This window comes from Ruegeria sp. AF1 (assembly GCF_056542125.1).
This window is the reverse complement of record NZ_JBQFZG010000001.1, coordinates 267,869-293,267: the sequence shown is the minus strand read 5'-3', so window position 1 is coordinate 293,267 and position 25,399 is coordinate 267,869. Positions and strand designations below refer to the sequence as shown.

The window sequence follows — 25,399 nt, the reverse complement described above, 5'->3', positions numbered from 1 at the left end:
CCTAGCATGCTGGAATGAACGACACGTTTCTGAACAGCACATACAACCTCGGCACGCCTGAAGCGACTGAAGCGCACTATCAGAACTGGGCTGCAACCTATGAAAAGGAAGTCGGTGAGCACGGTTACGCCACGCCGGGCCGTGTAGCAGCGGCTTTGTGGTCTTTCGCACCGAAGCCGCAGACCCCAATTCTGGACTACGGCTGCGGCACCGGGTTGTCGGGGCTTGCCCTGCGCGCTGTTGGCTTTGAAGTCATCGATGGGATGGACCCAACAGAGAACATGCTTCAGGAAGCCGCCAGCAAGGGCGTTTATCGAACACTGACCGGATTCGATATCGCCAAGCCCGCGCCGTTGAAGCGTGGGGAGTACACGATGATTACTGCCATAGGAGTGATCGGAAAAGGTGCTGCCCCACCCGAGACACTGGATTTGTTGATGCACGCGTTGCCCAAGGGTGGTTTGCTTGGCTTTTCGCTGAACGATCATGCGTTGGCGGACCATAAATTCACCTGCCGTCTGACGGATTGGGTCGACATGGGGGCCGCACGTTTGTTATTTCGTGAACACGGCCCCCACCTGCCCGGTATCAACCTTAACTCTGACGTGTATGTATTAGAAAAAGCGTGACTCTCGTAACGCGCTTTGCGCCATCCCCAACAGGCCCCCTTCACCTTGGGCACGCATATTCTGCGTTGGTTGCCAGCGATCGGGCTGCTTCTGAAAGCGGCCGGTTCCTGCTGCGAATTGAGGATATCGATCAATCCCGCTCGCGACAGCTATGGGAGGATCAGATTTACCACGACCTCAGATGGTTGGGGCTGACATGGCCGGAGCCCGTGATGCGCCAATCGGATCGTTTGGGCTTTTACCACAAGGCGCTGGATCAGCTATGGGCGCAGGGTCTTTTGTATCCATGCACGTGTAATCGCAAAGATATCGCCGCTGCAACCAGTGCGCCGCAGGAAGGCGCACCCATGCTTGGACCCGACGGGCTTGTTTACCCTGGGACTTGTCGAAAAAGGTTTGTTGGCAAAGATTTATCGGAACTTCCTCGTCCAACTCAGGACCCATTGCGATTGGACGTGGTCAAGGCGTGTCAGACGGTCCGCAACCCCGACAGGTATCAGTTTCTTGAGCTGGGTTCGGGTCCGGACGGCGAAACCGGCATTGTCACCTTTTCGCCTGATGAGTTGATTGCCACCATAGGTGATGTTGTTCTGTCCCGCCGTGACATGGGGACGTCGTATCATTTGTCCGTCGTACTTGACGACGCAGCTCAGGGTATAACACAGGTGGTACGGGGACGGGACTTGTTTGACGCGACCCGCATCCACGTTCTGTTGCACGTGTTACTGAACCTGCCGACACCCGAGTATTTCCACCACGACCTGATCCGCGATGATGCAGGCAAACGGCTGGCCAAACGCGATGATGCCCGCGCGATCTCAAAATACCGGGCCGAAGGGGCTAGCCCGGGCGACATACGCCGAATGGTTGGGCTTTGACCCCTACTCCATTGGCGCCATCAGTTCAGTTTCGACCCCATCCCGAACGGCGGTAAAAAAACAGGTTCGTCGGTTGGTATGACAGGCTGCTCCGGTTTGACGGACGAGAACCAATAGACAGTCCCGGTCGCAATCGATCCGGAAATCCACCAATTCCTGCACATGGCCCGAGGTTTCGCCCTTGATCCAGAAAGCCTGCCGCGAGCGTGACCAATAGGTCACCCGCCCGGTTTCGAGGGTCTTTTCAACCGCCTGTACATTCATCCAGGCCATCATCAGGACCTCGCCTGATGTTTCATCCTGCGCAATCGCCGGGATCAGACCCGCCTCATTAAATCTCAAAGTAGAGGGATCAAACACGACTGGGTCAGACATCTCAAAAACCTTTTGCATCCGGTGGGCTCGCCACTATGTATGGGTAACACACGACGAGGGAAAGCCATGAGCGGCGAGAACGACCTGATTAAGCTGTACTCTGGGCGCATTCTGGCGCTGGCTGCGGATATTCCGCATCTTGAGCGACTGGAAGATCCCGATGCAACCGTCAAGAAACGCTCACCTTTATGCGGATCGACAGTAACTGTGGACATCAAGGTTCGCGATGGTCAGATCAGTGCCTTTGGTCAGGACGTCAAAGCCTGCGCTTTGGGGCAAGCGTCTGCCTCGGTCGTTGGGGATGCAATAATTGGCGCGTCGCGGGCGCAGGTCGAAGCTGCGCGCGATCAGTTGGCGGCCATGCTCAAGACTGGCGGCCCTGCACCTGATGCGCCGTTTGATGGGCTTGAGGTGCTTATGCCCGCACGGGATTATAAAAACCGCCACGCGTCGATCCTGCTGGTTCTGGATGCCACGGCTGAGGCCATGGCGCAGGCTGAACAGGCAAACTGCGCCTGATTATAGCTATTTGGCGTAAACCCGTTTACCCTCTGCCCAGATTTCAGGAGGGATGGGTTTGAATAATTTGCTCGAGCATTTCGTGACGCTTTGGGTCGTTATCGACCCGATTGGAACAATTCCCGTTTTCATTGCAGTTACTGCCGGATTGGACGCGGCAGGCCGGCGGCGGACAGCGATGTTAGCAGCCGTGATAAGTGCTGCCGTATTGCTGTTCTTCCTTGTATTTGGTCAGGTGCTGATCGAAGCGCTGGATATCGGGTTGAATTCTTTTCAGGTCGCTGGCGGCATTATCCTGTTTCTGTTTGCCCTGACGATGATCTTTGGTGAAAGCAAACAAGAGGTCGAACAACGGCAAGCCGAAGAAGATCGTGAAGACGCGTACCACCAGCAGAACCCGGCGATTTTCCCGCTTGCCGTGCCTTCTCTGGCATCCCCCGGCGCAATGCTGGCAATCGTTATCCTGACTGACAACCACCGTTACAGCATCGCCGATCAGGGTATCACTGCGCTTGTCATGCTATCCGTATTGCTGGTTGCGTTTGTACTGATGCTTTTGGCCGAGCCCATCATTCGGCTGATCGGTCATTCAGGCGCGGCAATCATCAGCCGTGTCATGGGCATGATCTTGGCCTCGGTAGCTGCTAACTCAGTCCTGTCCGCGCTGTTGGAGATCTTCAAAACCGGCCAATTGTAAAAAAAGCCGCCGCGCTTTCCGGGCGAAAGGGCGGCGGCAGGTATTGCGTGTCTCGCGTGGGGTCCGGTGTACCGCGCGGGGCCGAGGCATGGCCCCTCAAGGGGTTTGGGACAGGCAGGTCACCCTTGACTGAAATGGGGATGACAGCGCGGATTTTTCGGCACGAGATCGCAGGCAGAAAGGCTTAGAAACCAACCGGCAGGTGAAGGGCCACCATCAGCATCACGACCAAAGACAACACGCCAACGGCATCCTGCAGGATGGTCGATTGCGCGCGGCTGAAAGCGGTCTTGATCTGGGTCAGCATAGGGTCACCTCCGGTCAGAGTTTTAATCCTTTGTTGACCTTTTGTTCTCATATTTCCAAGCACAGGTAAAGAACTTTTTGAGAACATTTGTGAACTTTAGGGAACGTTACAGCTAACCCACTGAAATCAAACGGATCGCCTGATCCTGTTTCATCAGCCACAAAAGTACACGTGCGGCCCTTCCCCTGTCCGAAGTCAGTTTGGGATCGGTCGTTAGCAGCGCCCGCGCATCGGATTGGGCGACGGCCATCAATCCTGCCTGACGTTCCAGATCCGCGATATGGAATTTTGGCAACCCGGATTGCGCAGTTCCGATCAGATCGCCCGCGCCTCGCATCTCAAGGTCAGTTTCCGAGATTCGGAAGCCATCCTCTGTCTCGCGCAGAACCTCCAGCCGCTTGCGCCCTCCCTCGCTGAGCGGTGGTTGATACATCAGCAAACAGGTGGATTCCGCATCCCCGCGCCCGACGCGCCCCCGCAACTGGTGCAATTGCGCCAGCCCAAAGATCTCGGCCCGTTCAATGACCATGATCGTTGCGTTGGGTACGTTCACGCCGACCTCGATCACCGTCGTGGCAACAAGGACCTTTGTTTGCCCATTCTGAAATGCGCTCATCGCGGCGTCTTTGTCGGCGGGTGGCATCTGACCATGAACCAGCCCCACAACGCCCTCACCCAAAATGGCCCGCAGGCGTTTGAAGCGTTCCTCGGCCGCCGTCAGGTCCGAAACTTCGGATTCGTCGACCAGAGGGCACACCCAGTAACACTGTCGCCCCTCATCAATCGCTCGCCGCAGGTGGGCGATGACTTCGTCCATGCGCTGTGTGTTGACAATCGCCGTTTTGATCGGTTTTCGCCCCGGAGGCTTTTCATCCAGCACCGAAACATCCATGTCGCCATATTGCGCCAGCGCAAGACTGCGTGGGATCGGAGTGGCGGTCATTACCAGAACATCGGCCCCCTTGCCTTTTTCCGACAATTCCATTCTCTGCCGCACGCCAAACCGGTGCTGTTCGTCGACGATGGCCAATCTCAGCGCCTTGAATTCAACATCACTTTGAAACACTGCATGTGTGCCAACCAGAATGTGAATATCGCCTTGTTTAAGTGCCTCAAGTTTGGCACGCCGCTCCGCGCCCTTATCACGTCCGGTCAGCAGTTCCAGAACCACTCCGGCCTGCTCGGCCAGTGGGCGCAACCCTTCCAGATGCTGGCGTGCCAGAATTTCGGTCGGGGCCATCATCACGCCCTGCCCGCCTGCCTCAACCGCGATCAGAAGCGCCATGAAGGCCACCAGCGTCTTACCGGCGCCGACGTCGCCCTGTAACAGTCGGTTCATTCGGGCGTCAGACGCCATATCAGCCGAAATCTCACCAATAGCGCGCGTTTGTGCATCAGTCGGGCGATAGGGAAGGCTTGCCAGCACTTTCGATTGCAGTGCCCCGGTTCCCACGCTGACTATCCCCCGCGACTTGCGCTCTCGCTGCCGGGCCAGAGCGAGCGTCAGCTGATGCGCAAACAATTCGTCATACGCCAATCTCTGACGCGCAGGGGCAAACGGCGCGACATCATCAGCGCCACGCGGATTGTGACCGGCGTGAATGGCCGCAGACCAGCTCGGCCAGTTTTGCTGTGACACTTGCGCCGGATCGATCCATTCCTCTAGCTTGGGTGCGCGTGCCAATGCGCTGCGGCTGGCCTTGAACGCTGTTTTCTGGGTCAGCCCTTGCGTAAGGTGGTAAACCGGTTCGAATTCCGGGATATCTCCGGCCTGTTCAACGGGCAGCATGTGGTCAGGGTGCACCATCTGCGCCATGCCGTCGAACAGTTCCAACTTGCCGGAAACCACGCGGCGAGATCCTTGCGGCAAAACTTTTTTCAGATATTCACCACGTGCGTGGAAAAAGACCAGCTGGAAATCGGCCTGACTGTCTTCGACATGAACGCGATAAGCCCCTCCCTTGTTGTGAGGCGGCCTGTGCGGGCCGACTGTCACTTCCACGGTCAGAGTGGCTGGCAGGTCCACCCCCTGAATTGTATCCCGCCTGCGCCGGTCCACCACGGCATAAGGCAGGCTGAACAGAACATCGCGCGGGGATTCCACCCCGGTCTGCGCCATGGCCTGTGCCGTCTTGGGACCGACGCCATCCAACGTTTCCAGCCCCGCAAATAGCGGGAAAAGCTGTTCGGGGCGTCCGCTCATGCGCCTTCTATCAGCTGAAGCCAGCCATCCTCGTCCAAAGTTTCGATCCCAAGTTCCGCCGCCATTTTCGCCTTTGACCCGGCTCCGGGCCCCGCGACCAGAATATCGGTTTTCTTGCTGACAGAGCCGGAAACCTTAGCGCCCAACGCCTCGGCTCGCGCTTTGGCTTCGGCGCGGGTCATCTTTTCCAGCGTTCCGGTGAACACTACGGTTTTACCCGCGACCGGACTGTCCGAGGCTGGCGCGTCGGGGGCGATAACCGTCAATTCGCTGCGCAGCGTGTCGAAAGCCCGTCGTTCCTCTTCATTGGCAAATGCGTCCGACAGTGAAAGGCCAAGCGTCGCGCCAATTCCGTCGATGCCGATCAGCTCTGCCCAGGCGGCATTGGCATCGGCTGCGACATTGGCCTCCGCGATGGCTGCGTCCCGCACTTCTTTCACGCGCGCGCGACGCCCTTCAAGCTGCGCAGCCGCACGCTCTGTATCTTCCGCCTCATCGGCCTGCCGTTGGGCCAGCGCGGCCGGGCGCGCAGTGTCCAACGCGAGTGCCATCGCATCCCAATCGCGGTAAAAAAGCGCCAGATCGCGCGCACCCACTTCGCCAACATGCCGAATGCCCAGTGCGAACAACAAGCGCGCAAAGGGAATTTCCCGCTTTTCATCAATGGCTTCGAACAGGTTCCTGGCGGATGTTTCGCCCCACCCGTCCCGGTTTTTTAACCGCGTCAGACTGGCTGCGTCCCGTTGTTCCAGCGTGAAGATATCAGCTGGCGCATTGATCGGAAGGGTTGGATCCCCATAGAACATTTCAATCTGTTTTGCACCCAGCCCTTCTATATCAAAGGCTTTGCGCGACACGAAATGTTTTAGTTTTTCAACGGCCTGCGCGGGACAGATCAGGCCGCCGGTGCACCGTCGAACCGCGTCGCCTTCTTCGCGGATCGCATCACTCCCGCATTCGGGGCAATGTGTCGGAAAGGCAAAAGGGTGTGCATCGGCGGGGCGTTTGGACAAGTCGACATCCGACAGTTTGGGGATCACATCGCCAGCGCGATAAACCTGAACCCAATCGCCCACTCGGATATCTTTTCCTTCACGGATCGCGCCGCCCTTGGCATCGCGCCCTGCGATGTAATCTTCGTTGTGCAATGTGGCATTGGAGACTACCACTCCGCCAACCGTTACAGGATGCAACCGTGCCACGGGGCTAAGCGCCCCTGTTCGACCAACCTGAATGTCGATCGCCTCCAATCTGGTCCAGGCCAGTTCGGCTGGGAACTTATGCGCAATTGCCCATCTTGGCGTCGTTGAGCGGAAACCCAGACGTACCTGCAAAGACAGATCGTTTACCTTGTAGACGACCCCATCGATGTCATACCCCAAAGTCGCACGCTGCGCTTCGATATCCCGGTAATGAGCGATCATGTCCTCAATCGTGGCACATAGGCGGGTCAAGGGATTCGTGGGGAACCCAAGGGTCGCAAGACGCTCAATTGCTCCAATCTGAGTATCTGCCAAAGGCTCTGACAGTTCACCCCATGCATAGGCGAAGAAGCGCAATGGGCGGGAACGGGTAATTTCCGAATCCAGCTGGCGCAGTGACCCTGCCGCTGCATTGCGCGGGTTGGCAAAGGGTTTGCCCCCCCGTTCAGCCTGCCGCTCATTCAACGCTTCAAAATCGGAATGAGACATGTAAATCTCGCCCCGGACCTCAAGAATTTGGGGCGCGTTCTCGATCAGCTGTGGAATATCAGAGACTGTGCAGGCGTTGGCCGTTACGTTCTCGCCAACTTCACCGTCGCCCCGCGTTGCGGCCTGAACCAGTTGTCCGTTCTCATAGCGTAAGGACAAAGACAGGCCGTCAATCTTGGGTTCAGCTGTGAAAGCCAGTGGCGCGCCTGCATCAAAGCCCAGATATTTTCGAATCGAGATGTCGAAATCGGCAATGTCCCCATCGTCGAACGCATTTCCCAGTGACATCATTCGGACGGCATGAGTAACTTTTGAAAACCCGTCCGCCGGTTTGGCCCCGACTTGCTCTGTCGGGCTGTCAGCACGTTTCAGGTGGGGGAAACGCGCCTCGATCTCGGCGTTTCTGCGTTTGAGGGCATCATAATCCGCATCCGACAACTCGGGCGCATCTTCTGCGTGATACAGAGTGTTGGCTCGCGACAGGATGTCCGCCAACCGCGCCAGTTCGGCACGCGCCTCATCATCCGTCAGGTCTGATATGGGAATGGAATTGCTCATGGCCTCGCCCTGTCACGCGTTCTTGGACCTCAGTGATAGGGCGAGGCCATGGCCAGGTCCAGATGTGCTGAGCCGTGAGTGCAAAGTGCCGCCCTGGACTACCAGCGACACAAATGGTTCAATTTAGAGGCCGACCGCCATTCGCGTCTCGTCCAATGTGTTGCTTTGCGGGTCGCGCAACACGTAACCCCGGCCCCAAACGGTTTCGATATAATTCTCACCACCGGTTGCGTTGCTGAGCTTTTTGCGCAGTTTGCAGATGAAGACGTCGATGATCTTCAGCTCGGGTTCGTCCATGCCGCCATATAGGTGGTTCAGAAACATTTCCTTGGTCAGAGTCGTACCCTTGCGCAAGCTGAGCAATTCCAGCATCTGGTACTCTTTTCCTGTCAGGTGTACGGTTTTTCCGTCCACCTCGACGGTTTTGGCGTCCAGGTTAACGGCCACGCGACCTGTGTGGATGATGGACTGCGAATGCCCTTTCGACCGGCGGATGATGGCATGGATACGGGCCACCAGTTCTTCACGGTGGAAGGGCTTGGTCAGGTAGTCATCCGCGCCAAACCCGAAGCCTTTGATCTTGCTGTCCGTATCATCTGCACCCGATAGGATCAGGATCGGTGTTTCCACCCTGGCAATCCGCAACTGGCGCAACACTTCATGCCCGTTCATGTCCGGCAGATTTAGGTCCAGCAAGATCAGGTCGTAATCGTAGAGCTTTGCCAGATCGATACCTTCTTCTCCAAGATCCGTTGCATAGACGTTAAGGTTCGCATGCGTCAGCATCAGTTCGATGCTTTTGGACGTGGTCGGATCATCCTCGACAAGAAGTATACGCATTTTCACTGCTCCAATTCGGGTCAATAATTCCAATTAAAATTAAACCTGACCAAGAATGGTTAATCTGACGTTACCGTTGAATCATTTATTCCCGCTCACCTATAGGTTGTCTATACTTTTTTAAGGCCGTGGCTTTCAAAGCCTCGACACCGTGTTCTGCGACCAGGGAAACCCAGCCGTTGAATTCTTCGTCGCTGATCCCGTATTTCTGTTTTGCCTCAGACAGGCTGATCAGCCCGTAAAGTACCCCACGCACGACCAGAATCTTGCGCGAGGCCACCCACCGCCTTGTGCTTGACGGCGGCAGATCGGCGCGTGTCAGTATGGACCCATCCGGCAGAGAAACAGACCTTGGCCCTTCCACTTTGTGCAAATACATCGCTTTACCCTCTTTGCTGCATCAAAGCTGGCACCAGCCTACTTAAGGTCGTATGAAACCGCCTCTTGAGAGTGTGTAGAATTTTCCTATATTCTGCCGGTCTTTCTTAACCCGGACAGGAACCGCCAATGGCCCTCGACACCGAGCCCCCGCTGAACTCGCTTGGCTTTGCCAAACCGCCCTCGGAAACGCGGGTGGTTGTGGCCATGTCGGGGGGCGTCGATAGCTCTGTTGCCGCAGCCTATCTGGCCGATCAGGGCTATGACGTGGTCGGTGTGACACTGCAACTCTATGATCATGGAGCGGCTCTGGCCAAGAAAGGGGCGTGCTGTGCCGGGATCGATATCCACGATGCGCGCCGCGTGGCAGAAGAGCGTGGGTTTCCCCACTATGTTCTGGACTACGAAAACATCTTCAAGGACGCGGTGATCGATGAGTTTGCAGAAAGCTATCTGGCAGGCGCAACACCCGTACCCTGCATTCGCTGCAACGAGCGGGTAAAATTCAAGGACCTGCTGGAAACCGCCAAGGATCTTGAGGCTGACTGTATGGCCACCGGGCACTATATCCAGCGCAAGATGGGGCCAAACGGCCCGGAACTGCACAGCGCGGAAGATGCCAACCGGGATCAATCCTATTTCCTGTTCTCGACAACGCCGGAACAGCTTGATTTCCTGCGCTTCCCGCTTGGCCACCTGCCCTCAAAAGACGCGACCCGCGAAATGGCGGCTCAATATGGGTTGTCTGTGGCGGACAAGCCTGACAGTCAGGACATCTGCTTTGTGCCCGATGGCAATTATGCCAGCGTTATAGAAAAGCTGCGCCCCGGTGCTGCAGAGCCGGGCGAGATTGTTCATGCCGATGGCCGCGTTCTGGCACAGCATAACGGTGTGATCCATTACACGATCGGCCAAAGGCGCGGCTTGGGCATCGGCGGTCTGAGCGAACCGCTTTATGTGGTCAAGCTGGACGTGGACAAGAAACAGGTCGTTGTCGGCCCCAAAGAGATGCTGGCAACGCGTGTCGTCCCCGTGCGTGAGATCAACTGGCTGGGCGATGAACCCTTCACTTCTCGCGAAGAATGGCACCTGTCAGTCAAGGTCCGTTCGACCCGCCCCCCGCGTGAAGCCATTATTCGACCGCTGTCCGACACCACTGCTGAGGTTGAATTGCTGACACCCGAAGAAGGCATCTCGCCCGGTCAGGCCTGCGTCTTCTATGCCTCAGAAGGCAGCCGCATCTTTGGCGGCGGTTGGATCTGGCGCGGGTACTAGGCTGAAACCGGTTCAACCTCCGGTTCGATCTGGATCTGAAGCGCATCGTTGAACCGGTTGAATGCACCGCACAAAGCGATGCGCCAGGTTAACTCGACAATCTGGGCATCGCTGAACCAATCCCGCAAGTTGGAAACCTCGGCGTCGCGCATGCGGCCTGATCGTGTCGTTACCGCCTCGGCGTATCGCACGACGGCCTTGTCGCACGCGTCCAGCTCGGGGTGGTTGTCAACATCTGGCAAACGCGCCGCGCCTTCGGGGCTGAGACCAGCAACTGTCAACAGCGGAGTATGATGCGAGACGCAGTAGTCACAGGCGTTCAGTTTGGAAACCGTCACCATGGCCAGTTCCAGCGCACGACGCGGCAAGGTCTGCTGTTCCCGTAACGCTGTTAGCATCCCTGCGACATGTTCCAGAACCGGTGGACAATGTGCGGCGACCCGGGCCCAATTGTCGAACGGACCATAAGCGCCCAAAGCCGCATGAGACGCGCGTGTCTCGTCTGCCATCTCGGCGTCTGACAAAAGGGGAATGCGGGTCATGATGAAAGCTCCTTTTTTAGAGAGGATACTTTAAGTCCGCACCGCTGCAACAGACGGTCGCGGATCACAAACCCGAGACGGAACGCCGGAACAAATTTCTTACAGGGCGTCCGTAGGCGAATTGAAGAGGATATAGAGCCCAACGCAGACCATGATATATGGGGCGACCCTATCCATTCGGGCGACGCGTGGCCCCAGGCTTTTGGCCCGAGGGGCGCCCCAGGCGGCGGTAAAGACCAGCACGGAAGCGGCCAGTGCTGCGCCAATCAAGGCGGCAACGCGGTATGAGGGGGTAGAATCCGCCAATAACGGTGTCATGACCGCGAAACTGTCAATCGACAGGCTCAGGAACAGGGTAACCACCGAGGTCACGGCCCCTTTTGCCTCGGTTCCTTCAGAATTGGCCCCGAAAAGCTGCCTCCAGATACCGCGCAGACCAAAGGCCAGTGGCACAAGACCCAGAAACCCGATCCAAAACGGCGCGCCGCTCTGGTCAACGCCCAAAGCGACGGTCATGGCCAATGTCAGAACAATTGTTTGCGCGACGGCAAAGCCAATGATGGCGCGGCGCTGCTCGATCACCAGTATCAAACCCAGCAAGACGGCCAGATTGTCCAGATTGGTGGAAATCATGGCAATCCCGGCTGAAGCGGCGAACAGCGTGTGATCAAGCATGCTCAATCTGCATTCTGTCCAGCACAGCTCGTGCCGCCCGCAATCCCGGAGCTTCTCCTCCGCGCCCCAACCTTTCCATTGTCAGGTTCATCGCAAGTTGCTGAGCGTCGGGGGCATTGGTCACATCATGCAGGGCCTTGGCGATCTTTTCTGGCTGGCAATCGTTCAGCAGGCATTCAGGCACGGCGCGTGTTTCAGATACCAGGTTGACCAATGTAACAGTGTCCAGCTTGACCATGCGTTCAGCCATTTTCTGGGTCAGCCAATTGAGCTTGTAGGCGATCACCATGGGTGTATTCTGCGCGGCCAGTTCCAAAGAAACCGTACCCGAAGCGGCCAGCGCAATACGTGCTGTGCCAAAGGCCGCGCGTTTTTCGATGGTGGCTTGCCCGGCCCCGATTTGGCGCGGGTCGAGCACTATTGGTGCGCCCGGCCAGTTTTGCGTCATATCGTTGACCAGATCAGTTGTTGCACCTACGGTTGGAACTACGACGCGATAACTGGGATGATCCGTCAAAAACAGCCGCAATGCCTCACCAAACGTGTCTGCCAGACGCTCGATCTCACCCCGGCGCGATCCGGGCAGAGCCAGCAGGACTGGTGCATCCCCTAGGTCGTACCTGCTCCGGATTGCTGCAATCTCAGCCTGTGTTGCCGTCGGTTCGCTGGCAACTGGATGGCCAACAAAGTCACACTCCATCCCTGCCCGCTCCATGTATGGCGGCTCGAACGGAAGCAGTGCCAGCACATGGTCGATGACCTTTGCCATTTTATCAGCTCGCCCCGGACGCCAGGCCCAGACACTGGGCGCGACGTAATGCACGGTGCGGATATCACTGGCGGCTTTGACGATTTTGGCGACACGCAGGCTGAAATCGGGGCTGTCGATGGTTATCAGAACGTCCGGCCGCGTGTCCAACACTGCTTGCGCGGTCTCCGAGATTCGACGCTTGAGGTGGAAAAACTTCGGCAGAACCTCGATCAAACCCATCACCGAAAGTTCCGACATCGGAAACCGGCTGGTCAGCCCCTGAACCGCCATCAAAGGTCCGCCCACCCCGTCGAATTCAATATCGGGGATCAGGGTCTTCAGCCCCTCCATCAACGCGGCGCCCAGCCGGTCGCCCGAAGGTTCACCGGCGACCAGAAAAACACGCATCAGACCGCTCGCTCGCGAATATACAGGAACAGCCCAAGACGGTTACATTCGGCGATGACCTGTTCTTTTTCCAAAACCAGCACACCGCCCTTTTCCAGAACGATGCCAGACAAGCCTGCCGCGACCGCATCCGTGATGGTATCCGGTCCTATGACGGGCAGGTCGGCACGACGGTCCTGATCGGGTTTTGGACCTTTGAACAGTATGCCGCCCCCCGCATCCGGGCGTTGTGTCAGGGACTGAAGCATCCAGGCGGTTCCAAAGATGCCTTCGATTGCCAACACCTGCCCTTTTAAAACGGCACAGGCCTGACCTATATCCGCAGTTCCCATGGCCCGCAGAATTCCGGCAGCGCGGTCTGCATCTGCCATATCACTCTCGGATGGGTGCACATCAGTCAGACAGCCCAAAGGCGGCAACAGGCCAGGGGCGATTTCATGCGCGGCAGACACCCGCAATCCTGCGCCTTCCAACAGGCCAATGACAGCCCGCAATGCTCCGTCATCACCCGACAGCATGGCCTGCTGGATCACCGGAACCAATGGCATCGTTGCCGCGTCAATACGTTTCGGATCAACCTTCGGGCGCCGAACTGCGCCGGCCATGCAGATCTCGGTCACGCCCTTCGCCTGAAGCCCGGCGATAAAACTGCCAAGCTGTTCAAGCGGAAACACGATATCTGCGACCAGATCATCCGGCAGGAAACCTTCCATCGCGCAGATCAGCGGACGTTCCGCCAATTGGGCAACCAATTCGGTCGGCAGCGCCCCGGTTCCCGCAATCAACGCAAGCATGTTCCTATTTCCTCGGTGTCAGGAACGACCGATCGCTGTGTCCGGTGACAAAATCAACGATCCGCTGCACATAGTCGCTGTCGTTACCCTGACCAAGACGGTTGGCGCGATCCATGAACGTTCCTTCGCCTTCAGACAACTCCTTGAACGCGGCACGCAATGCCGAGATGTCTTCGCGCGAAACACCTTTACGCTTGAGACCCACGAGGTTCAGACCTTCAAGCTCACCCCTGGATGCTTGTACCAGTCCGTAGGGAATGACGTCTTTGGGCACCATGGTGAGCGCACCGATGATAGCCCCACGTCCAACGCGCACCCATTGGTGCAGGCCCGAAATGCCACCGACGATTACATCATCCTCGACGATACAGTGACCAGCTGCGCCCGCGTGGTTCACCATGATAACCCGGTTGCCGATCTGTACGTCATGGGCCACATGAACACCTGCCATAAGCAGGCAATCATTCCCGATCCGGGTTACGCCACCGCCGCCTTCGGTTCCGGTGTTGATCGTTACATGCTCGCGAATGCGGTTGCGCTGACCGATTTCAAGGCGCGTATTTTCACCGCCGAATTTCAGGTCCTGAGGAATCTCACCGATCACCGAAAAATTAAAGATCACGGTGTCTTCGCCAATCGATGTATCACCGGTCACAACGACATGAGACTTCAACTCGACCCGATCAGCCAGTTTTACATTGGCGCCCACATAGCTGAAAGGACCGATGATGCAATCCTGCCCGATCTGCGCCCCATCTTCGATAATCGCGCTGGGATGGATACCGCTCATGTTGTTTTTTCCATATCCCAATCGACATAGGCCGAGAATTCTGCCTCGGCGGCTACTTCACCATCAACAGTTGCGCGGCCGTTGAATTTGAAAAGCTTGCCACCCTTCTTGCCGCGAACCGTTTCGACATGCATTTCTAGCACGTCGCCAGGAACAACTTTCCGGCGGAATTTACACTTGTCGATGCTCATGAAATAGATCAGCAACTCGGTGTCGATGACATCCATACCCACGCCCAGCATCACGCCTGCGGTCTGCGCCATCGCCTCAACGATGGTAACACCTGGCATGATCGGAGTTCCCGGAAAATGCCCCTGGAAATGCGGCTCGTTCATGGTGACGTTCTTGATACCGCGGGCCGATTGATAGCCAGAGATGTCAACCACCTTATCGACCAGCAAAAACGGATAACGATGCGGCAGGATCCTTTGGATCAACTGAATATCGGCGCTTTTGGGTTCCGTTGTCATGATGCAGGTATCCCGTTCTGAATGTTTCTTTTTCAGCGTGGTTAGCAATACAGCCTCGTAAGGGCAAGCGAACCTATTCGCTCTTGTCTTTTTGCAGCCCGCTGCCATCGCCAATTGCCGTGTTTACACGGGTTATCGCAGCTTCTGTGATATCTGACGTGCTTACAACGACATTGGAACGTTCGATGATCACGCTGGCCCCAAAGTCGCGCAGCAAATCAACAAGGATCGGACGAACTATTTCAAAGAACGTCTGTTGCGCCTCTTCGCTGCGACGCGCCAACGCGTCAAGCTTTGCTCTTTGCCCATCACGGTGGGACTGCACCTTGACATCGAACGCTTCGGCCAGAGGTCGAAACTCTTCGGCTGGCATGGTTGCACGCTTTTCAGTCAGGTCTTTTTCCTCGCGGCTGAGTTCCGCGACGATCCGTTCATTTTCTTCCGCAAGCATCGCGCTTTCTTTTTCGATCTCGCGCAAAACACGCTGCCCGAATGCCGAATTCTTGAACAGCTGCTCGCCGGACAATGTGACCACGCTGGCTTGCGGAACACCCAGTTGCTGTGCTTCAGCCGAAGGGGCCTGAAACAGCATCAAAAATGCACACAGGGCCCAAAGCGGGCCCTGTATCAAGGTAAAGAACCTGTTCGTCATCGCAGATCAGAACCGTGCCTGAATGGTCAGGTCAAAGTTCTGTTCCTTGTCGAACGTTTCCTTTTTCAGAGCCTTCGAGAAGTTGAACTGCAAAGGTCCAAACGGTGTTTCCCACAGGACCGAGATGCCGATTACGTGACGAATGGACCCGTCTGCACCAACGATATTTGCCCCTGCGGTGTTCACATCGTTGATGTTGTATAGGTTTCCAACATCATAGAACAGACCGCCCCGCAGGCCCAGCTCCTCGGGCAGACCCAAGGGGAAATCGGTTTCAAAACGCGCGACCCAGTAATAGTTGCCACCGATGGCATCATCCTGGCCATTGGACAAATCACGCGGGCCAATACCGGCCGGTTCAAACCCGCGGAAGGTACGAGGCCCCAAAACAAAGCGGTCAACAGCGCGGCTGAAACCATCGCCAGTCCAATTAAACGCACCCAGTTCCAGTGTTGCACGCAGAACGACTTCTTCGTTCCAGACCCGTGTTTGGGCGATCCCGCGAGCGGTGGTTTTGAAGTATTTGTTATCGCCACCAAGACCCGCCGCGTCGACGCCAACCTCGAACAGAACGCCTGAATTCGGGTCCAGACCACCGATCCGGCTGTCATAGATGTATGACAGTCCCAGCGAGCTGGATGTCCGTTTCCCCTGCGCAATCTCAGACGCAATCACCGCACCGTTGACCTGATCGCTCTGCTGGGTCATCTCGCTGCGGTCCCAGTCATAGCGCAACCGAAGAGCAGAAAGTTCGCCGATTGCATAGGTCAGTTGAGGTGTGAAAAACAACGAGCTCGTGTCGTAACTTGCAAAGCCGGAATTGGTTGCCGACAGACCCAGTCCAAGGTCGAAACGCAGCTTTCGGCCCAGCAAATAGGGCTCGGTAAAGTTAATCGTGTACTGTTCTGAATCCTGTGCTGTCGAGATGGACACACCAAGATTCTGACCGCGTCCCAGGAAGTTCGCCTCGTTCAGGCCGATTGCAATCCCGAAGCCGTCTGTGACCGAGTAGCTGCCGCCAAGGCTCAGAGAGCCTGTAGGCTGTTCTTCGACATCAACATCCAGAATGACCTGGCTGGGTGACGACCCTTCCCGAGGCTCAACTTCCGCAACCGCAAAGAACCCAAGCGCATTGATGCGTTCCGCGGCCTGACGGATTTCACGCGGGTTGAACGGGTCACCTTCGACGGTGTCGAACTGACGGCGGATCACACGGTCCAGCGTGGTGGTGTTGCCTTCGATATCGATCCGCTCAACAAAAATACGCGGACCCTTCGTCAGAACAAATTCGACGTCCAGGGTAAGATCTCGGTCATTGCGCGTCACACGCGGTTCAACACGCAGGAAATCAACGCCCTGCTTCAACCCAAGGCGCTCTTGCCGCGCGATCGAGTTTTCCACCAGCGTCGGCGTATAGGTCACGCCAGGTTTGATTTTCAGCGCATCCTGATACGGCGCCGCATCGACCCCGGCGATTTCGCTAACCGTCGTTATCTTTCCAAACGAGAACTTTTGGCCTTCGGTGACGTTCATCACCAGAAAGAAGGCATCCCGTTCGCGGGTAAATTCGACGTTGGCGCTGTTCACACGGAAATCGATATAGCCCCGCGACAGGTAGAAATCGCGAATGACTTGTTTGTCGAATTCGATGCGGTCGCCGATAAACGTGTCGTTGCGGAAGAATGTCCGCAGAAACGTTGCCTGTTTGGTTTCCAGTACCCGGCGCAGCCTCCGGTCCGAAAAGGCGCGGTTGCCGACAAAGCTGACGCGCTCGACCTCAATGGTCGTGCCTTCTGCCACTTCAAAGACCAGATCGACCCGGTTGTCGCTGCGACGGATGATGCGAGGAATGACAGTTGCCGCGACACGACCCTGGGCCGAATACACTTCGGCGATCGTGTCAGCATCCGCTTCGGCCGCCTGAGGCGTAAAAACCCGGCGTGGTTGCGACGAGATCACGTCCAGAAGAACGTCGTCTTTGACGCGAGCATTCCCTTCAATGCTGATCTGGTTGATCGTTGGGTATTCCTGAACCTGAATGACCAGAGTCGTGCCGCGCGGTATCAGTTCGACTGTTTCAAATACACCACTGTCAAGCAAACGCTGATAGGCATCGTTAAGCTGTCCGGCCGTTACGGTCTGGCCCGGTTCGATTCCGGTACGAGCGATGATTGTCCCGGTTTCGATCCGGCGATTCCCCTCAACATCAAACGAGTTGATCGTGTAGCTTTGCGCCGATGCCGCATGTGGAAACGCCAGTAAGCTTACCGCAACAAAAAGGAAAAAAACCGTTAGCGCCTGCCACAAAATATTGTTTATCGGCTTATGCCCCCCGCAGGATGTGCCTGCGTCTCGCCTGTCAGTCATTTTATGCTCTACCCAGAATTTTGAGACTTTAATGCTGAGTAACGGGATTGAATGAGCTTGTCAAAAGGCGATATCGAAGCAGTCAGGCAGACAGCCACGGGACAACAGACCTACGATTTAGCCGAGAATCACATTCCCGCCAGATAGGCGGCCCCAGCCATTGCCAACGCTGTAACGGCAAAGCTCAGCATAACGTCCCAATTCAACATGAACAGGAAGCTAAAGCTTTGATACGATTTTTTCAGCGTTTTGGACATGACTGTTCCCTTTTGACGGGAATACTGTAGCGCTGAAATATGGCGGGAATGCGGCTGGAATTTGCTCCAGCCGCCACATTCAGCAGAACAGGTCGTTGCTGACCGAAAACAGCATCAGCGTCAGAATGATCGCAATTCCAATGCCCATGAGTATGCGCAACGCCCGGTCGCTGGGTGGTTTCCCGGCAATGGCCTCGTAGGCGTAGAAAATCAGATGCCCGCCATCCAGCGCCGGAATGGGAAACAGGTTCAACAAGCCTACGGCCGTCGAAAGGACAGCAATGAAGAAGATAAAGTTCTGCGCCCCCTGGCTGGCCATCGCCCCCGAGGTTTCGGCAATTCCGATTGGCCCCGAGATGTTGCAGGTGCTGATTGCGCCCGTCACCATGTGCCACATGCCGGACAAGGACCCTTCGATGATGCGGCCTGTCTGGATGACACCGCCCTTTAGGGAATCGAAAAGACCAGCCGGTACCGTAGCAGGCTCCAGCATCATGCCACCGACGATTCCGATGCGCCAATGGGTGACAAAACCACCATCAGGCTGCGGTTCATCCGTGCGCCGGGGCGCTAGGGCAAATTCCAACTCGGACCCATCCCGCCAGACTTCAAGCAGCAAGACGCGGCCGTCCGATCCTTCGACATGATCCTTTAGCTGTTCGAAGGCAAAGATCGGTTCACCATTGACCGAGGTGATGACATCCCCTTGCTTCAGTTGGATATCCATAGCCGCGCTACGCGGAGCAACCTGACGGATCAGCGGCGGAAGCATCCAGGGGGCCTGAACCTCAAGGGGGTGGCCATCGCGGATCACGGAATAATCCAGAACCGGTTGAACAGGCAGTTGGTCGATGAATTCCTTCCATGCGACTTCTTCGTCATAGTCCGGTGTCGGACGACCGGCGATAGCCGTAATCACATCTCCCTCGCGCAATTCCTGCACGGTGCCTGGCAAAGGCTGCAACGCGCCAACGGTCAGGGGTTCACGCGAAACGCCCTGTGACCAGAAGATCAGGCCAAAAACCAGAATGGACATGGCGAAATTAAAGACCGGGCCAGCCGCGACAGTTGCTGCCCGTGCCCATAGCGGGGCGCCGTGCATGGTGCGGCGCAACTCCTCAGGATTTTGGGTCGCGATGTCTTCCATCGCCTCTTCATCCTTGCCCGAGGCCGCATTGGCATCGCCCAGAAACTTTACATATCCACCAAAAGGCAATGCTGCGATCTGCCACTTGGTTCCGCGCTTATCCTTGCGGCTCCAGAGCACCGGCCCGAACCCGAGCGAGAAGACTTCGGCATGGATACCCGACCACCTGCCCACAATGTAGTGGCCATATTCATGAACGGCCACAATGACCGACAGCGCAATAACAAAGGCAACAATCGTCCACAGCAGATTGCCGAATTGCGGGATCAGGGAAAGTACGTCCAAAATTCTATCCTGCTCGTTCCATCACAGTGTTATCGACCCACTGACGTGCCAGATGGTCGGTTTGCTGTACGTTATCAAGTGTCACCGGGGCATCAATAAGGCCACCCGTTGCGTCAAACCTGTCCAATACGGCAGAAACGGTGTCCGCCATATCAAGAAAGCCGATCCGGCGCGCAATGAAGTGATCCAGCGCGCGTTCCTTGGCGGCATTGAATACCGCGCCGGCCAGCCCACCGCGCTCCATAACGTCCCAAGCAAGTTTTAGGGCTGGATAGCGTGTGAGATCCGGTTCGTTAAAGCGCAGCTGAGCCAGCTTTGCCAGGTCCAGCCGCTGAACCGGCAGCTTCTGCCTTTCCGGCCAGTGCAACGCATACCCTATGGCATGGCGCATATCGGGGGCGCCCATATGTGCCATCATTGCGCCATCTCGAAACCCGACCATTGCATGGACAATGGATTCGGGATGAACCAAAACTTCGATTTGATCCGGAGATACTCCGAAATATTCTTTTGTTTCTATTACTTCCAACGCCTTGTTGAACATCGAGGCACTGTCGATTGTGATCCGCTGTCCCATATCCCAATTCGGATGGCTGGACGCTTGTTCGACGGTGGCGTTTGCCAGATCCTTCAGCGGCCAGTCGCGGAACGCTCCGCCACTTGCGGTGATAATCACGCGTTCGACCGTGTTGAAATCTTCGCCAACCAGCGCCTGAAACACGGCAGAATGCTCACTGTCGACCGGAAGCAAACGCGCGTCATGGTTTTTTGCAGTTTCCAGAACCAGTGATCCGGCGCAGACCAGTGTTTCCTTGTTGGCCAAGGCCAGTGTCGTCCCTTGTTTCAGGGCTTCGATCCCAGGCGCAAGGCCCGCTGCCCCGACGATTGCTGACATGACCCAATCCGCCGGACGCGCGGCAGCCTCGGTAATTGCGTGCGGCCCGGCCGCCACTTCGACCCCACTGCCTGCCAAGGCGACGCGCAGGTCCTCCAACCTGTCTTCGTGTGCCGTGACAGCCAGATCGGCGCGCAACCGACGAGCGTCATCGGCAAGCTGTTGAATATTCGCGCCGCCGGTAAGCGCCACCACATCATAGTCTTCGGGATTACGCGAAATCAGATCAAGCGTGTTTTGCCCGATCGAACCCGTGGCGCCAAGAACGGAAATCCGTCGCATTACATCTCACCCGGCGTGTACAGAAGCCCTGCGATCAGAACAAACACCGCAGCCCCCATCATGCCGTCGAACCGATCCAGAAAGCCGCCATGGCCGGGGATCAGGTTCGAACTGTCCTTGACCCCGAACTTACGTTTGATCGCGCTTTCGATTATGTCACCCGCCTGGCTGGCCATTGATGCTAAAACGGAAACAACAACAAAGGCAAATCCGAAACCCGCGTGGCTTGCGAAGGCGATACCGACACAGGCCGCGGCAGCCCATCCGCCTGCCGTTCCAGACCATGTTTTCTTGGGGCTGACCTTTGGCCAGAACTTGGGCCCTCCGACCATTTTGCCCACAAAATAGCCCGCCACATCCGTGGCCACCACCACCGCTATCAGCCAGACCATCCAGCCAAATCCCGAGTTTTCGCGAATGGAAATGAATCCCAGACCAGCCGCAACAATCCAGACCGCGAACAAGCCGTATAAGGTTTTCGAACGACCGATCTGTCCCATACCCACCAAAGCTGGCGCAAGCACGACAGGGAGCGTGTATAGCGCCGGCAGGTGGTAGCTGAGGATAACGGCAAACGCAGTCAGAACGCCCAACTGCACGGCCACACCCTGGCTTTCAGGGTCAATCATCCGGACCAGTTCCCAGGTCATCAGGCCACAAGCAGCTGCAATGAAGACCTCGAACCAGAGACCGCCAAGCCAGACTTCGATGGCCCCTATCGCAACCAGAACGGCGGCAGAAAGGACCCGACTCGTCAGATCAGACCACCGGCCATCACTCATGCCAGAACCGCCCCGTACCGGCGCTCTCTGGCCCCATAGTTGCGACATAGCCTTTCGAGTTCTGCCGCGGTGAAATCCGGCCACAACGTATCTATAAATTCATACTCGGAATAGGCGGACTGCCACAGCAGAAAATTTGAAATCCGTGCTTCGCCACTGGTTCGAATGACAAGGTCTGGATCCGGAAGAACGCGTGTATCCAGATACTTAGGCAACGTTTCTTCATCCACATCCTCGGGTTTAAGCTGCCCGTCGGCCACATCCCGCGCGAGACGTTTGGTGGCGCGCGCTACTTCGTCCCGACCGCCATAATTCAGGGCGACCGTCAGATGAACAAGGTCGTTGTCCTTGGTTTCTTCTTCCAGTGAATCCATCAATTCGATCAGTTTTGAATCCAACCTTACCCGATCACCTATGAACCGAACCCGGATGCCATTATCTGCCAGGGTCCGTGTCTCCTTGATGATGTAGCGCCGAAACAGGCTCATCAACCCGGCCACCTCAACCTGCGTTCGCTTCCAGTTCTCGGTCGAGAATGCAAACACAGTCAGGTACTTGATCCCCAGATGTGGACAGGCCTCGACAACCTCGCGAACACGCCGCGCACCGGCATGGTGCCCAAACAGCCTGGGGCGACCACGCGCCTGCGCCCAGCGGCCATTGCCATCCATGATGATAGCGACATGGCGCGGGCCGCAGACCGGATCGGTTTGGGGATCTTTCGGCATCAGACCAGATCAGACCTGCATGATTTCAGTTTGCTTGGTTTCAAGCGCCGCATCTACAGCCTTGATCATCGCATCCGTCAGATCCTGCACTTCGCTTTCCCACAGCTTCTGGTCGTCTTCAGACATACCGTCCGCTTTTGCCTTCTTGATCTGATCCATGCCGTCCCGGCGCACATTGCGGATCGCGATCCGGGCGCTTTCCGCATATTGGCCAGCGACCTTGCCCAGTTCACGGCGACGCTCTTCGTTCAACTCGGGAATCGGCAGCATTATGATTGTGCCGTTCAGCTGCGGGTTGATGCCCAATCCGCTTTCGCGAATGGCCTTTTCAACCTTTCCTACCAATGACTTATCCCACACATTTATAGTGACCATGCGCGGCTCTGGGACGTTGACGGTGCCCACCTGGTTGATCGGTGTCGTCGAGCCGTAAGCGTCTACCATAATAGGCTCAAGCATCGAAGCCGATGCGCGCCCGGTTCTCAGCGAGGCAAATTCGGTTCTCAGATTGGCCATTGCGCCATCCATGCGGCGTTTCAGGTCATCGGTGTCCAGTTCGAAGTCGTCAGACATGCTGCTCACTCCCCGTATTCAGGTACTCTTTGGATGGGTCTTACGCCATCACATTTGGGATGTATAGCAATCATGAGGCGGTTTTGTACCAATGGCCAGAGGTGTTGCGATCAATTTGTACCAAACGCACCTTCGCAAAACCCGACACGGCATCGTATCGGGTTTAGGCTGTCATCTGCGCTCAGGCATTCAAATCGACAACAACGCGCCCTTTGACCTGCCCTTTCAGGATATCGGCACCCAGTTGCGGAAGATCAGACAAGGCCGCCGGTTGAACCATCGACTCGAGCTTGTCCATGGGCAGGTCGGTGGCGATCCTTTGCCAGGCACGAACCCGGTTTTCATAGGGTTGCATGACACTGTCGATGCCAAGAAGGTTCACACCGCGCAGCAGGAAAGGAATCACCGTTGCAGGCAACGCCGCACCGCCCGCCAGACCCACGGCCGCGACCGAGCAGCCGTATTTCATTTGCCCAAGCACACGCGCCAGCATCGCACCGCCCACGGCATCCACGCAACCCGCCCAGGTTTCACTTTCCAACGGGCGCTTGGTAGTCTCATTCAGCTCATCGCGGGGCACTATTGTCGTTGCACCCAGCGATTTCAGATAATCTCCGGTTTCGGGTCGCCCGGTCACGGCAGCCACCTGATAGCCGAGATGACCCAGAATGGCAGTGGCCACCGACCCGACACCACCGGCCGCCCCGGTTACCAGAACCGGGCCGCGATCGGGGGTCAGCCCGTGATCCTCCAACGCCATCACGGCCAGCATCGCGGTAAACCCGGCGGTACCAACAGCCATCGCCTGCCGGGTATCAAGCCCATCCGGCAGAGGAACCAGCCAGTCCGCCTTGGCACTGGCTTTCTGCGAATAACCACCCCAATGCGCCTCGCCTACCCGCCACCCGGTCAGAACAACCTTGTCACCCGGCTTGTAACGCGCATCGGTCGATGCCTCGACAGTACCGGCATAATCAATTCCGGGGACATGCGGATACGCCCGCACCAAACCGCCCCCCTTGGGGGACAGACACAGACCGTCCTTGTAGTTCACTGTGGAATATTCAACCGCGACCGTGACGTCGCCATGCGGCAGATCATCCAGCGTGAGTTGCCTGACCGACGCGCTCGCCAAACCGCTTTCTTCGTCCTTGTCCATCACAAGTGCATTGAACATCTCTCAATTCCTTTCGTGTTTCTGTAACCGGCCCGTTGTTTCACCTGGCCCCAAATATCCCGGGGGAGTCGCGCAGCGACGGGGGCAGCGCCCCCAAAACCCCCCTTTAAATCCAGAAATGCGGCTGCACGGTCGCGCGGCGCATTCCATCTGGTGTTTCTACGTCCAGCTCCGTTCCCGCATCCCAATGGCTCAGGCGTACCATGCCAATGGCGACGTTGGTGTTGAAATCGGGTGACCACGCGGCCGAGGTCACCTGCCCCACACGCTTGCCGTCCGCGTAAAGGCCCCATGGGCGGTCGCAGCCCGGTACAGGATCGCCGGCAATGGCGACGGGGCGGATTTGCTGAACAGGCCCTTCCTTGGCCACACGCAGCAACGCGTCCCGACCGATACAGCCAATCGCGGTATGTGTGTTGCAGAACTTGCCCAAACCGCACTCATGCGGGGTGTTGTCGTCGGTCATGTCATTGCCATAAGACAGCAGACCACCTTCAATCCGTTCGATCACGTTCGGGCATCCGGCGCGCACCTGCAAATCTTCCCCTGCTGCAAACAGGGCGTTCCACAGGGGCATGCCGATATCGCTGCCTTCCACATAAATCTCGAACCCGCCTTGTTTGGAATAGCCCGATCGCGCCACAGCCAGATCGCGACCTTCAAACTGGAACATATCGAATTTGAAGAACCGGATGTCGCGCACCCGGTCGCCAAAGACACGCGCCATCAGGTCGTCGGCTTTGGGACCCTGAACAGCAAGAGGTGACACATCCGGTTCGTCCACCAGCACATCCAGACGATATCCAACGGCGATTCCCTTGACCCACAACAACAGGTCGCTGTCAGCGATTGAAATCCACCAGCGGTCTTCGGACAGTTTTACCGCAACCGGGTCATTCAGCATGCCTCCGGTTTCGTCCACGATGGGGACATAGAAACATTGCCCCGGCAACATCCCCCGTAAATCGCGCGGGGTCAGCATCTGCATCAAGCGCGCGGCGTCCGGTCCGCGCAGCTCGATCTGCCGCTCGCATGCGACATCCCAGACCTGCACATGGGATTTCAGATGCCGGTAATCGGCTTCGATGCTGTCGAAGACCGTGGGTAACAGCATGCGGTTGTAAACCGTGTATCCCTTGACCCCTGCGGCCTCGACTCCTTCTGAAAACGGTGTGCGCCGCAAGCGGCGAGAGGCGGAAATCTGCGGCATTCAAACCTCCTCGGCCATAAAGACGATGTCGCTGACGGGCGTTTGCGAACCAACTTCGGTCAGCATTTTGTGCAATTGATCCCGGTGGTGGGTCTGATGGTTGAAGAAATGGATGACACAGTTTTCGTAAGACATTGTGATGTCGACCTCTTTTACGACTAAGCACCTTTTGATTGGCCCAAGCAACAGACAGTTTCTGATGCGACAACTATTGCAGAAACTCGGCCAACTGCGAGTTTTGCCAGTGATTTTACCGCGCCATCT

Annotated in this window: 28 protein-coding genes; 5 read left to right on the top strand and 23 right to left on the bottom strand. The window is 56.9% G+C overall.

The window, feature by feature from the left end:
* The first annotated feature begins 14 nt into the window (after nucleotides 1–14).
* Together ACR0BK_RS01410 and gluQRS are read left to right on the top strand one after the other, a co-directional pair.
* Nucleotides 15–629, top strand: a complete 615-nt coding sequence (locus ACR0BK_RS01410; RefSeq protein WP_480505215.1) for a class I SAM-dependent DNA methyltransferase — start codon at nucleotides 15–17, stop codon at nucleotides 627–629.
* Nucleotides 626–1,507, top strand: coding sequence for a tRNA glutamyl-Q(34) synthetase GluQRS (gluQRS, locus tag ACR0BK_RS01405; protein WP_480553461.1), 882 nt, complete (start codon nucleotides 626–628; stop codon nucleotides 1,505–1,507). The genes ACR0BK_RS01410 and gluQRS overlap by 4 nt, the downstream gene beginning before the upstream one ends.
* Before the next feature lie 3 nt (nucleotides 1,508–1,510).
* Here the strand turns inward: gluQRS and hisI are convergent, their stop codons facing one another.
* Complete coding sequence (gene hisI, locus ACR0BK_RS01400) at nucleotides 1,511–1,900, bottom strand: phosphoribosyl-AMP cyclohydrolase (RefSeq protein WP_480553460.1); 390 nt, start codon at nucleotides 1,898–1,900, stop codon at nucleotides 1,511–1,513.
* Nucleotides 1,901–1,948: 48 nt separating this feature from the next.
* On the opposite strand from hisI, the gene ACR0BK_RS01395 reads away from it, so the two are divergent.
* Complete coding sequence (locus ACR0BK_RS01395) at nucleotides 1,949–2,401, top strand: iron-sulfur cluster assembly scaffold protein (RefSeq protein WP_480553459.1); 453 nt, start codon at nucleotides 1,949–1,951, stop codon at nucleotides 2,399–2,401.
* A gap of 58 nt (nucleotides 2,402–2,459) precedes the next feature.
* Nucleotides 2,460–3,098, top strand: a complete 639-nt coding sequence (locus ACR0BK_RS01390; protein WP_480553457.1) for a MarC family protein — start codon at nucleotides 2,460–2,462, stop codon at nucleotides 3,096–3,098.
* 184 nt (nucleotides 3,099–3,282) lie between these two features.
* On the opposite strand, the gene ACR0BK_RS01385 is transcribed toward ACR0BK_RS01390, so the two are convergent.
* From ACR0BK_RS01385 to sciP, 5 genes are all read right to left on the bottom strand, one after another.
* Nucleotides 3,283–3,405, bottom strand: a complete 123-nt coding sequence (locus tag ACR0BK_RS01385; RefSeq protein ID WP_267366389.1) for a hypothetical protein — start codon at nucleotides 3,403–3,405, stop codon at nucleotides 3,283–3,285.
* Between the two features lie 112 nt (nucleotides 3,406–3,517).
* On the bottom strand, nucleotides 3,518–5,608 hold the full coding sequence (recG, locus tag ACR0BK_RS01380; protein WP_480553456.1) for an ATP-dependent DNA helicase RecG: 2,091 nt from the start codon (nucleotides 5,606–5,608) through the stop codon (nucleotides 3,518–3,520).
* Nucleotides 5,605–7,857, bottom strand: coding sequence for an NAD-dependent DNA ligase LigA (gene ligA / locus ACR0BK_RS01375; RefSeq protein WP_480553454.1), 2,253 nt, complete (start codon nucleotides 7,855–7,857; stop codon nucleotides 5,605–5,607). Before ligA ends, recG begins: the two co-directional genes overlap by 4 nt.
* Before the next feature lie 123 nt (nucleotides 7,858–7,980).
* Nucleotides 7,981–8,697 (bottom strand): response regulator transcription factor CtrA, encoded by a 717-nt coding sequence (gene ctrA / locus ACR0BK_RS01370; RefSeq protein ID WP_267364745.1) that lies wholly within the window; start codon nucleotides 8,695–8,697, stop codon nucleotides 7,981–7,983.
* An 85-nt stretch (nucleotides 8,698–8,782) separates the two neighbouring features.
* Entirely contained in the window at nucleotides 8,783–9,076 is a 294-nt protein-coding gene (gene sciP, locus ACR0BK_RS01365; RefSeq protein WP_480516973.1) for a CtrA inhibitor SciP, read from the bottom strand.
* A 128-nt stretch (nucleotides 9,077–9,204) separates the two neighbouring features.
* Between sciP and mnmA the strand changes: the two genes are divergently transcribed.
* Complete coding sequence (gene mnmA / locus ACR0BK_RS01360) at nucleotides 9,205–10,350, top strand: tRNA 2-thiouridine(34) synthase MnmA (protein WP_480516971.1); 1,146 nt, start codon at nucleotides 9,205–9,207, stop codon at nucleotides 10,348–10,350.
* On the opposite strand, the gene ACR0BK_RS01355 is transcribed toward mnmA, so the two are convergent.
* The 17 genes from ACR0BK_RS01355 to ACR0BK_RS01275 form a co-directional block, all read right to left on the bottom strand.
* Nucleotides 10,347–10,892 (bottom strand): carboxymuconolactone decarboxylase family protein, encoded by a 546-nt coding sequence (locus ACR0BK_RS01355; protein ID WP_480553452.1) that lies wholly within the window; start codon nucleotides 10,890–10,892, stop codon nucleotides 10,347–10,349. The two genes, mnmA and ACR0BK_RS01355, sit on opposite strands and share 4 nt — an antisense overlap.
* Nucleotides 10,893–10,991: 99 nt before the next feature.
* Nucleotides 10,992–11,567, bottom strand: coding sequence for a hypothetical protein (locus ACR0BK_RS01350; protein WP_480516967.1), 576 nt, complete (start codon nucleotides 11,565–11,567; stop codon nucleotides 10,992–10,994).
* On the bottom strand, nucleotides 11,560–12,726 hold the full coding sequence (lpxB, locus tag ACR0BK_RS01345; RefSeq protein ID WP_480516965.1) for a lipid-A-disaccharide synthase: 1,167 nt from the start codon (nucleotides 12,724–12,726) through the stop codon (nucleotides 11,560–11,562). The genes ACR0BK_RS01350 and lpxB overlap by 8 nt, the downstream gene beginning before the upstream one ends.
* The gene (locus ACR0BK_RS01340) at nucleotides 12,726–13,520 is read right to left on the bottom strand and encodes an LpxI family protein (protein ID WP_480553451.1); all 795 of its coding nucleotides are present in this window, start codon (nucleotides 13,518–13,520) and stop codon (nucleotides 12,726–12,728) included. The genes lpxB and ACR0BK_RS01340 overlap by 1 nt, the downstream gene beginning before the upstream one ends.
* Before the next feature lie 4 nt (nucleotides 13,521–13,524).
* A complete protein-coding gene (gene lpxA, locus ACR0BK_RS01335; protein WP_480553450.1) occupies nucleotides 13,525–14,310 on the bottom strand; it encodes an acyl-ACP--UDP-N-acetylglucosamine O-acyltransferase in 786 nt (261 codons plus the stop codon).
* Nucleotides 14,307–14,780, bottom strand: coding sequence for a 3-hydroxyacyl-ACP dehydratase FabZ (gene fabZ, locus ACR0BK_RS01330; RefSeq protein WP_267364735.1), 474 nt, complete (start codon nucleotides 14,778–14,780; stop codon nucleotides 14,307–14,309). The genes lpxA and fabZ overlap by 4 nt, the downstream gene beginning before the upstream one ends.
* 73 nt (nucleotides 14,781–14,853) lie before the next feature.
* Nucleotides 14,854–15,432 carry an OmpH/Skp family outer membrane protein gene (locus ACR0BK_RS01325; RefSeq protein ID WP_480493217.1) on the bottom strand — a complete coding sequence of 193 codons (579 nt, stop codon included), beginning with the start codon at nucleotides 15,430–15,432 and terminating at the stop codon, nucleotides 14,854–14,856.
* A gap of 6 nt (nucleotides 15,433–15,438) precedes the next feature.
* Nucleotides 15,439–17,799, bottom strand: a complete 2,361-nt coding sequence (bamA, locus tag ACR0BK_RS01320) for an outer membrane protein assembly factor BamA (protein ID WP_480553448.1) — start codon at nucleotides 17,797–17,799, stop codon at nucleotides 15,439–15,441.
* A gap of 128 nt (nucleotides 17,800–17,927) precedes the next feature.
* Nucleotides 17,928–18,056 (bottom strand): hypothetical protein, encoded by a 129-nt coding sequence (locus ACR0BK_RS01315; RefSeq protein ID WP_267364732.1) that lies wholly within the window; start codon nucleotides 18,054–18,056, stop codon nucleotides 17,928–17,930.
* A 79-nt stretch (nucleotides 18,057–18,135) separates the two neighbouring features.
* Nucleotides 18,136–19,488: an RIP metalloprotease RseP gene (rseP, locus tag ACR0BK_RS01310; protein ID WP_480516959.1), complete on the bottom strand. Its 1,353-nt coding sequence runs from the start codon at nucleotides 19,486–19,488 to the stop codon at nucleotides 18,136–18,138.
* A 4-nt stretch (nucleotides 19,489–19,492) separates the two neighbouring features.
* Nucleotides 19,493–20,665 (bottom strand): 1-deoxy-D-xylulose-5-phosphate reductoisomerase, encoded by a 1,173-nt coding sequence (dxr, locus tag ACR0BK_RS01305; RefSeq protein ID WP_480553447.1) that lies wholly within the window; start codon nucleotides 20,663–20,665, stop codon nucleotides 19,493–19,495.
* Nucleotides 20,665–21,447: a phosphatidate cytidylyltransferase gene (locus ACR0BK_RS01300; RefSeq protein ID WP_480553446.1), complete on the bottom strand. Its 783-nt coding sequence runs from the start codon at nucleotides 21,445–21,447 to the stop codon at nucleotides 20,665–20,667. Before ACR0BK_RS01300 ends, dxr begins: the two co-directional genes overlap by 1 nt.
* Nucleotides 21,444–22,175: an isoprenyl transferase gene (locus tag ACR0BK_RS01295; RefSeq protein ID WP_480553445.1), complete on the bottom strand. Its 732-nt coding sequence runs from the start codon at nucleotides 22,173–22,175 to the stop codon at nucleotides 21,444–21,446. The genes ACR0BK_RS01300 and ACR0BK_RS01295 overlap by 4 nt, the downstream gene beginning before the upstream one ends.
* 9 nt (nucleotides 22,176–22,184) lie before the next feature.
* Complete coding sequence (gene frr / locus ACR0BK_RS01290) at nucleotides 22,185–22,748, bottom strand: ribosome recycling factor (RefSeq protein WP_480472657.1); 564 nt, start codon at nucleotides 22,746–22,748, stop codon at nucleotides 22,185–22,187.
* Between the two features lie 181 nt (nucleotides 22,749–22,929).
* On the bottom strand, nucleotides 22,930–23,925 hold the full coding sequence (gene acuI / locus ACR0BK_RS01285) for an acryloyl-CoA reductase (RefSeq protein WP_480553443.1): 996 nt from the start codon (nucleotides 23,923–23,925) through the stop codon (nucleotides 22,930–22,932).
* 106 nt (nucleotides 23,926–24,031) lie between these two features.
* Nucleotides 24,032–25,135, bottom strand: a complete 1,104-nt coding sequence (locus tag ACR0BK_RS01280) for a dimethylsulfoniopropionate demethylase (RefSeq protein WP_480516953.1) — start codon at nucleotides 25,133–25,135, stop codon at nucleotides 24,032–24,034.
* On the bottom strand, nucleotides 25,136–25,270 hold the full coding sequence (locus tag ACR0BK_RS01275; protein WP_480553441.1) for a DinB family protein: 135 nt from the start codon (nucleotides 25,268–25,270) through the stop codon (nucleotides 25,136–25,138).
* Nucleotides 25,271–25,399 lie beyond the last annotated feature (129 nt).

Excerpts from the sequence above, each read along its gene's own strand:
- ACR0BK_RS01385 (WP_267366389.1), bottom strand. The coding sequence starts at position 3,405 with ATGCTGACCCAGATCAAGACCGCTTTCAGCCGCGCGCAATCGACCATC.
- lpxB (WP_480516965.1), bottom strand. The coding sequence starts at position 12,726 with ATGCGTGTTTTTCTGGTCGCCGGTGAACCTTCGGGCGACCGGCTGGGC.
- ACR0BK_RS01315 (WP_267364732.1), bottom strand. The coding sequence starts at position 18,056 with ATGTCCAAAACGCTGAAAAAATCGTATCAAAGCTTTAGCTTCCTGTTC.
- ACR0BK_RS01275 (WP_480553441.1), bottom strand. The coding sequence starts at position 25,270 with ATGTCTTACGAAAACTGTGTCATCCATTTCTTCAACCATCAGACCCAC.
- ACR0BK_RS01350 (WP_480516967.1), bottom strand. The coding sequence starts at position 11,567 with ATGCTTGATCACACGCTGTTCGCCGCTTCAGCCGGGATTGCCATGATT.
- hisI (WP_480553460.1), bottom strand. The coding sequence starts at position 1,900 with ATGCAAAAGGTTTTTGAGATGTCTGACCCAGTCGTGTTTGATCCCTCT.
- ACR0BK_RS01300 (WP_480553446.1), bottom strand. The coding sequence starts at position 21,447 with ATGAGTGATGGCCGGTGGTCTGATCTGACGAGTCGGGTCCTTTCTGCC.
- frr (WP_480472657.1), bottom strand. The coding sequence starts at position 22,748 with ATGTCTGACGACTTCGAACTGGACACCGATGACCTGAAACGCCGCATG.
- lpxA (WP_480553450.1), bottom strand. The coding sequence starts at position 14,310 with ATGAGCGGTATCCATCCCAGCGCGATTATCGAAGATGGGGCGCAGATC.
- ACR0BK_RS01340 (WP_480553451.1), bottom strand. The coding sequence starts at position 13,520 with ATGCTTGCGTTGATTGCGGGAACCGGGGCGCTGCCGACCGAATTGGTT.
- bamA (WP_480553448.1), bottom strand. The coding sequence starts at position 17,799 with ATGACTGACAGGCGAGACGCAGGCACATCCTGCGGGGGGCATAAGCCG.
- ctrA (WP_267364745.1), bottom strand. The coding sequence starts at position 8,697 with ATGCGTATACTTCTTGTCGAGGATGATCCGACCACGTCCAAAAGCATC.
- recG (WP_480553456.1), bottom strand. The coding sequence starts at position 5,608 with ATGAGCGGACGCCCCGAACAGCTTTTCCCGCTATTTGCGGGGCTGGAA.
- sciP (WP_480516973.1), bottom strand. The coding sequence starts at position 9,076 with ATGTATTTGCACAAAGTGGAAGGGCCAAGGTCTGTTTCTCTGCCGGAT.
- fabZ (WP_267364735.1), bottom strand. The coding sequence starts at position 14,780 with ATGACAACGGAACCCAAAAGCGCCGATATTCAGTTGATCCAAAGGATC.
- ligA (WP_480553454.1), bottom strand. The coding sequence starts at position 7,857 with ATGAGCAATTCCATTCCCATATCAGACCTGACGGATGATGAGGCGCGT.
- ACR0BK_RS01355 (WP_480553452.1), bottom strand. The coding sequence starts at position 10,892 with ATGACCCGCATTCCCCTTTTGTCAGACGCCGAGATGGCAGACGAGACA.
- ACR0BK_RS01295 (WP_480553445.1), bottom strand. The coding sequence starts at position 22,175 with ATGCCGAAAGATCCCCAAACCGATCCGGTCTGCGGCCCGCGCCATGTC.
- mnmA (WP_480516971.1), top strand. The coding sequence starts at position 9,205 with ATGGCCCTCGACACCGAGCCCCCGCTGAACTCGCTTGGCTTTGCCAAA.
- ACR0BK_RS01325 (WP_480493217.1), bottom strand. The coding sequence starts at position 15,432 with ATGACGAACAGGTTCTTTACCTTGATACAGGGCCCGCTTTGGGCCCTG.
- ACR0BK_RS01280 (WP_480516953.1), bottom strand. The coding sequence starts at position 25,135 with ATGCCGCAGATTTCCGCCTCTCGCCGCTTGCGGCGCACACCGTTTTCA.
- acuI (WP_480553443.1), bottom strand. The coding sequence starts at position 23,925 with ATGTTCAATGCACTTGTGATGGACAAGGACGAAGAAAGCGGTTTGGCG.
- ACR0BK_RS01410 (WP_480505215.1), top strand. The coding sequence starts at position 15 with ATGAACGACACGTTTCTGAACAGCACATACAACCTCGGCACGCCTGAA.
- dxr (WP_480553447.1), bottom strand. The coding sequence starts at position 20,665 with ATGCGACGGATTTCCGTTCTTGGCGCCACGGGTTCGATCGGGCAAAAC.
- ACR0BK_RS01395 (WP_480553459.1), top strand. The coding sequence starts at position 1,949 with ATGAGCGGCGAGAACGACCTGATTAAGCTGTACTCTGGGCGCATTCTG.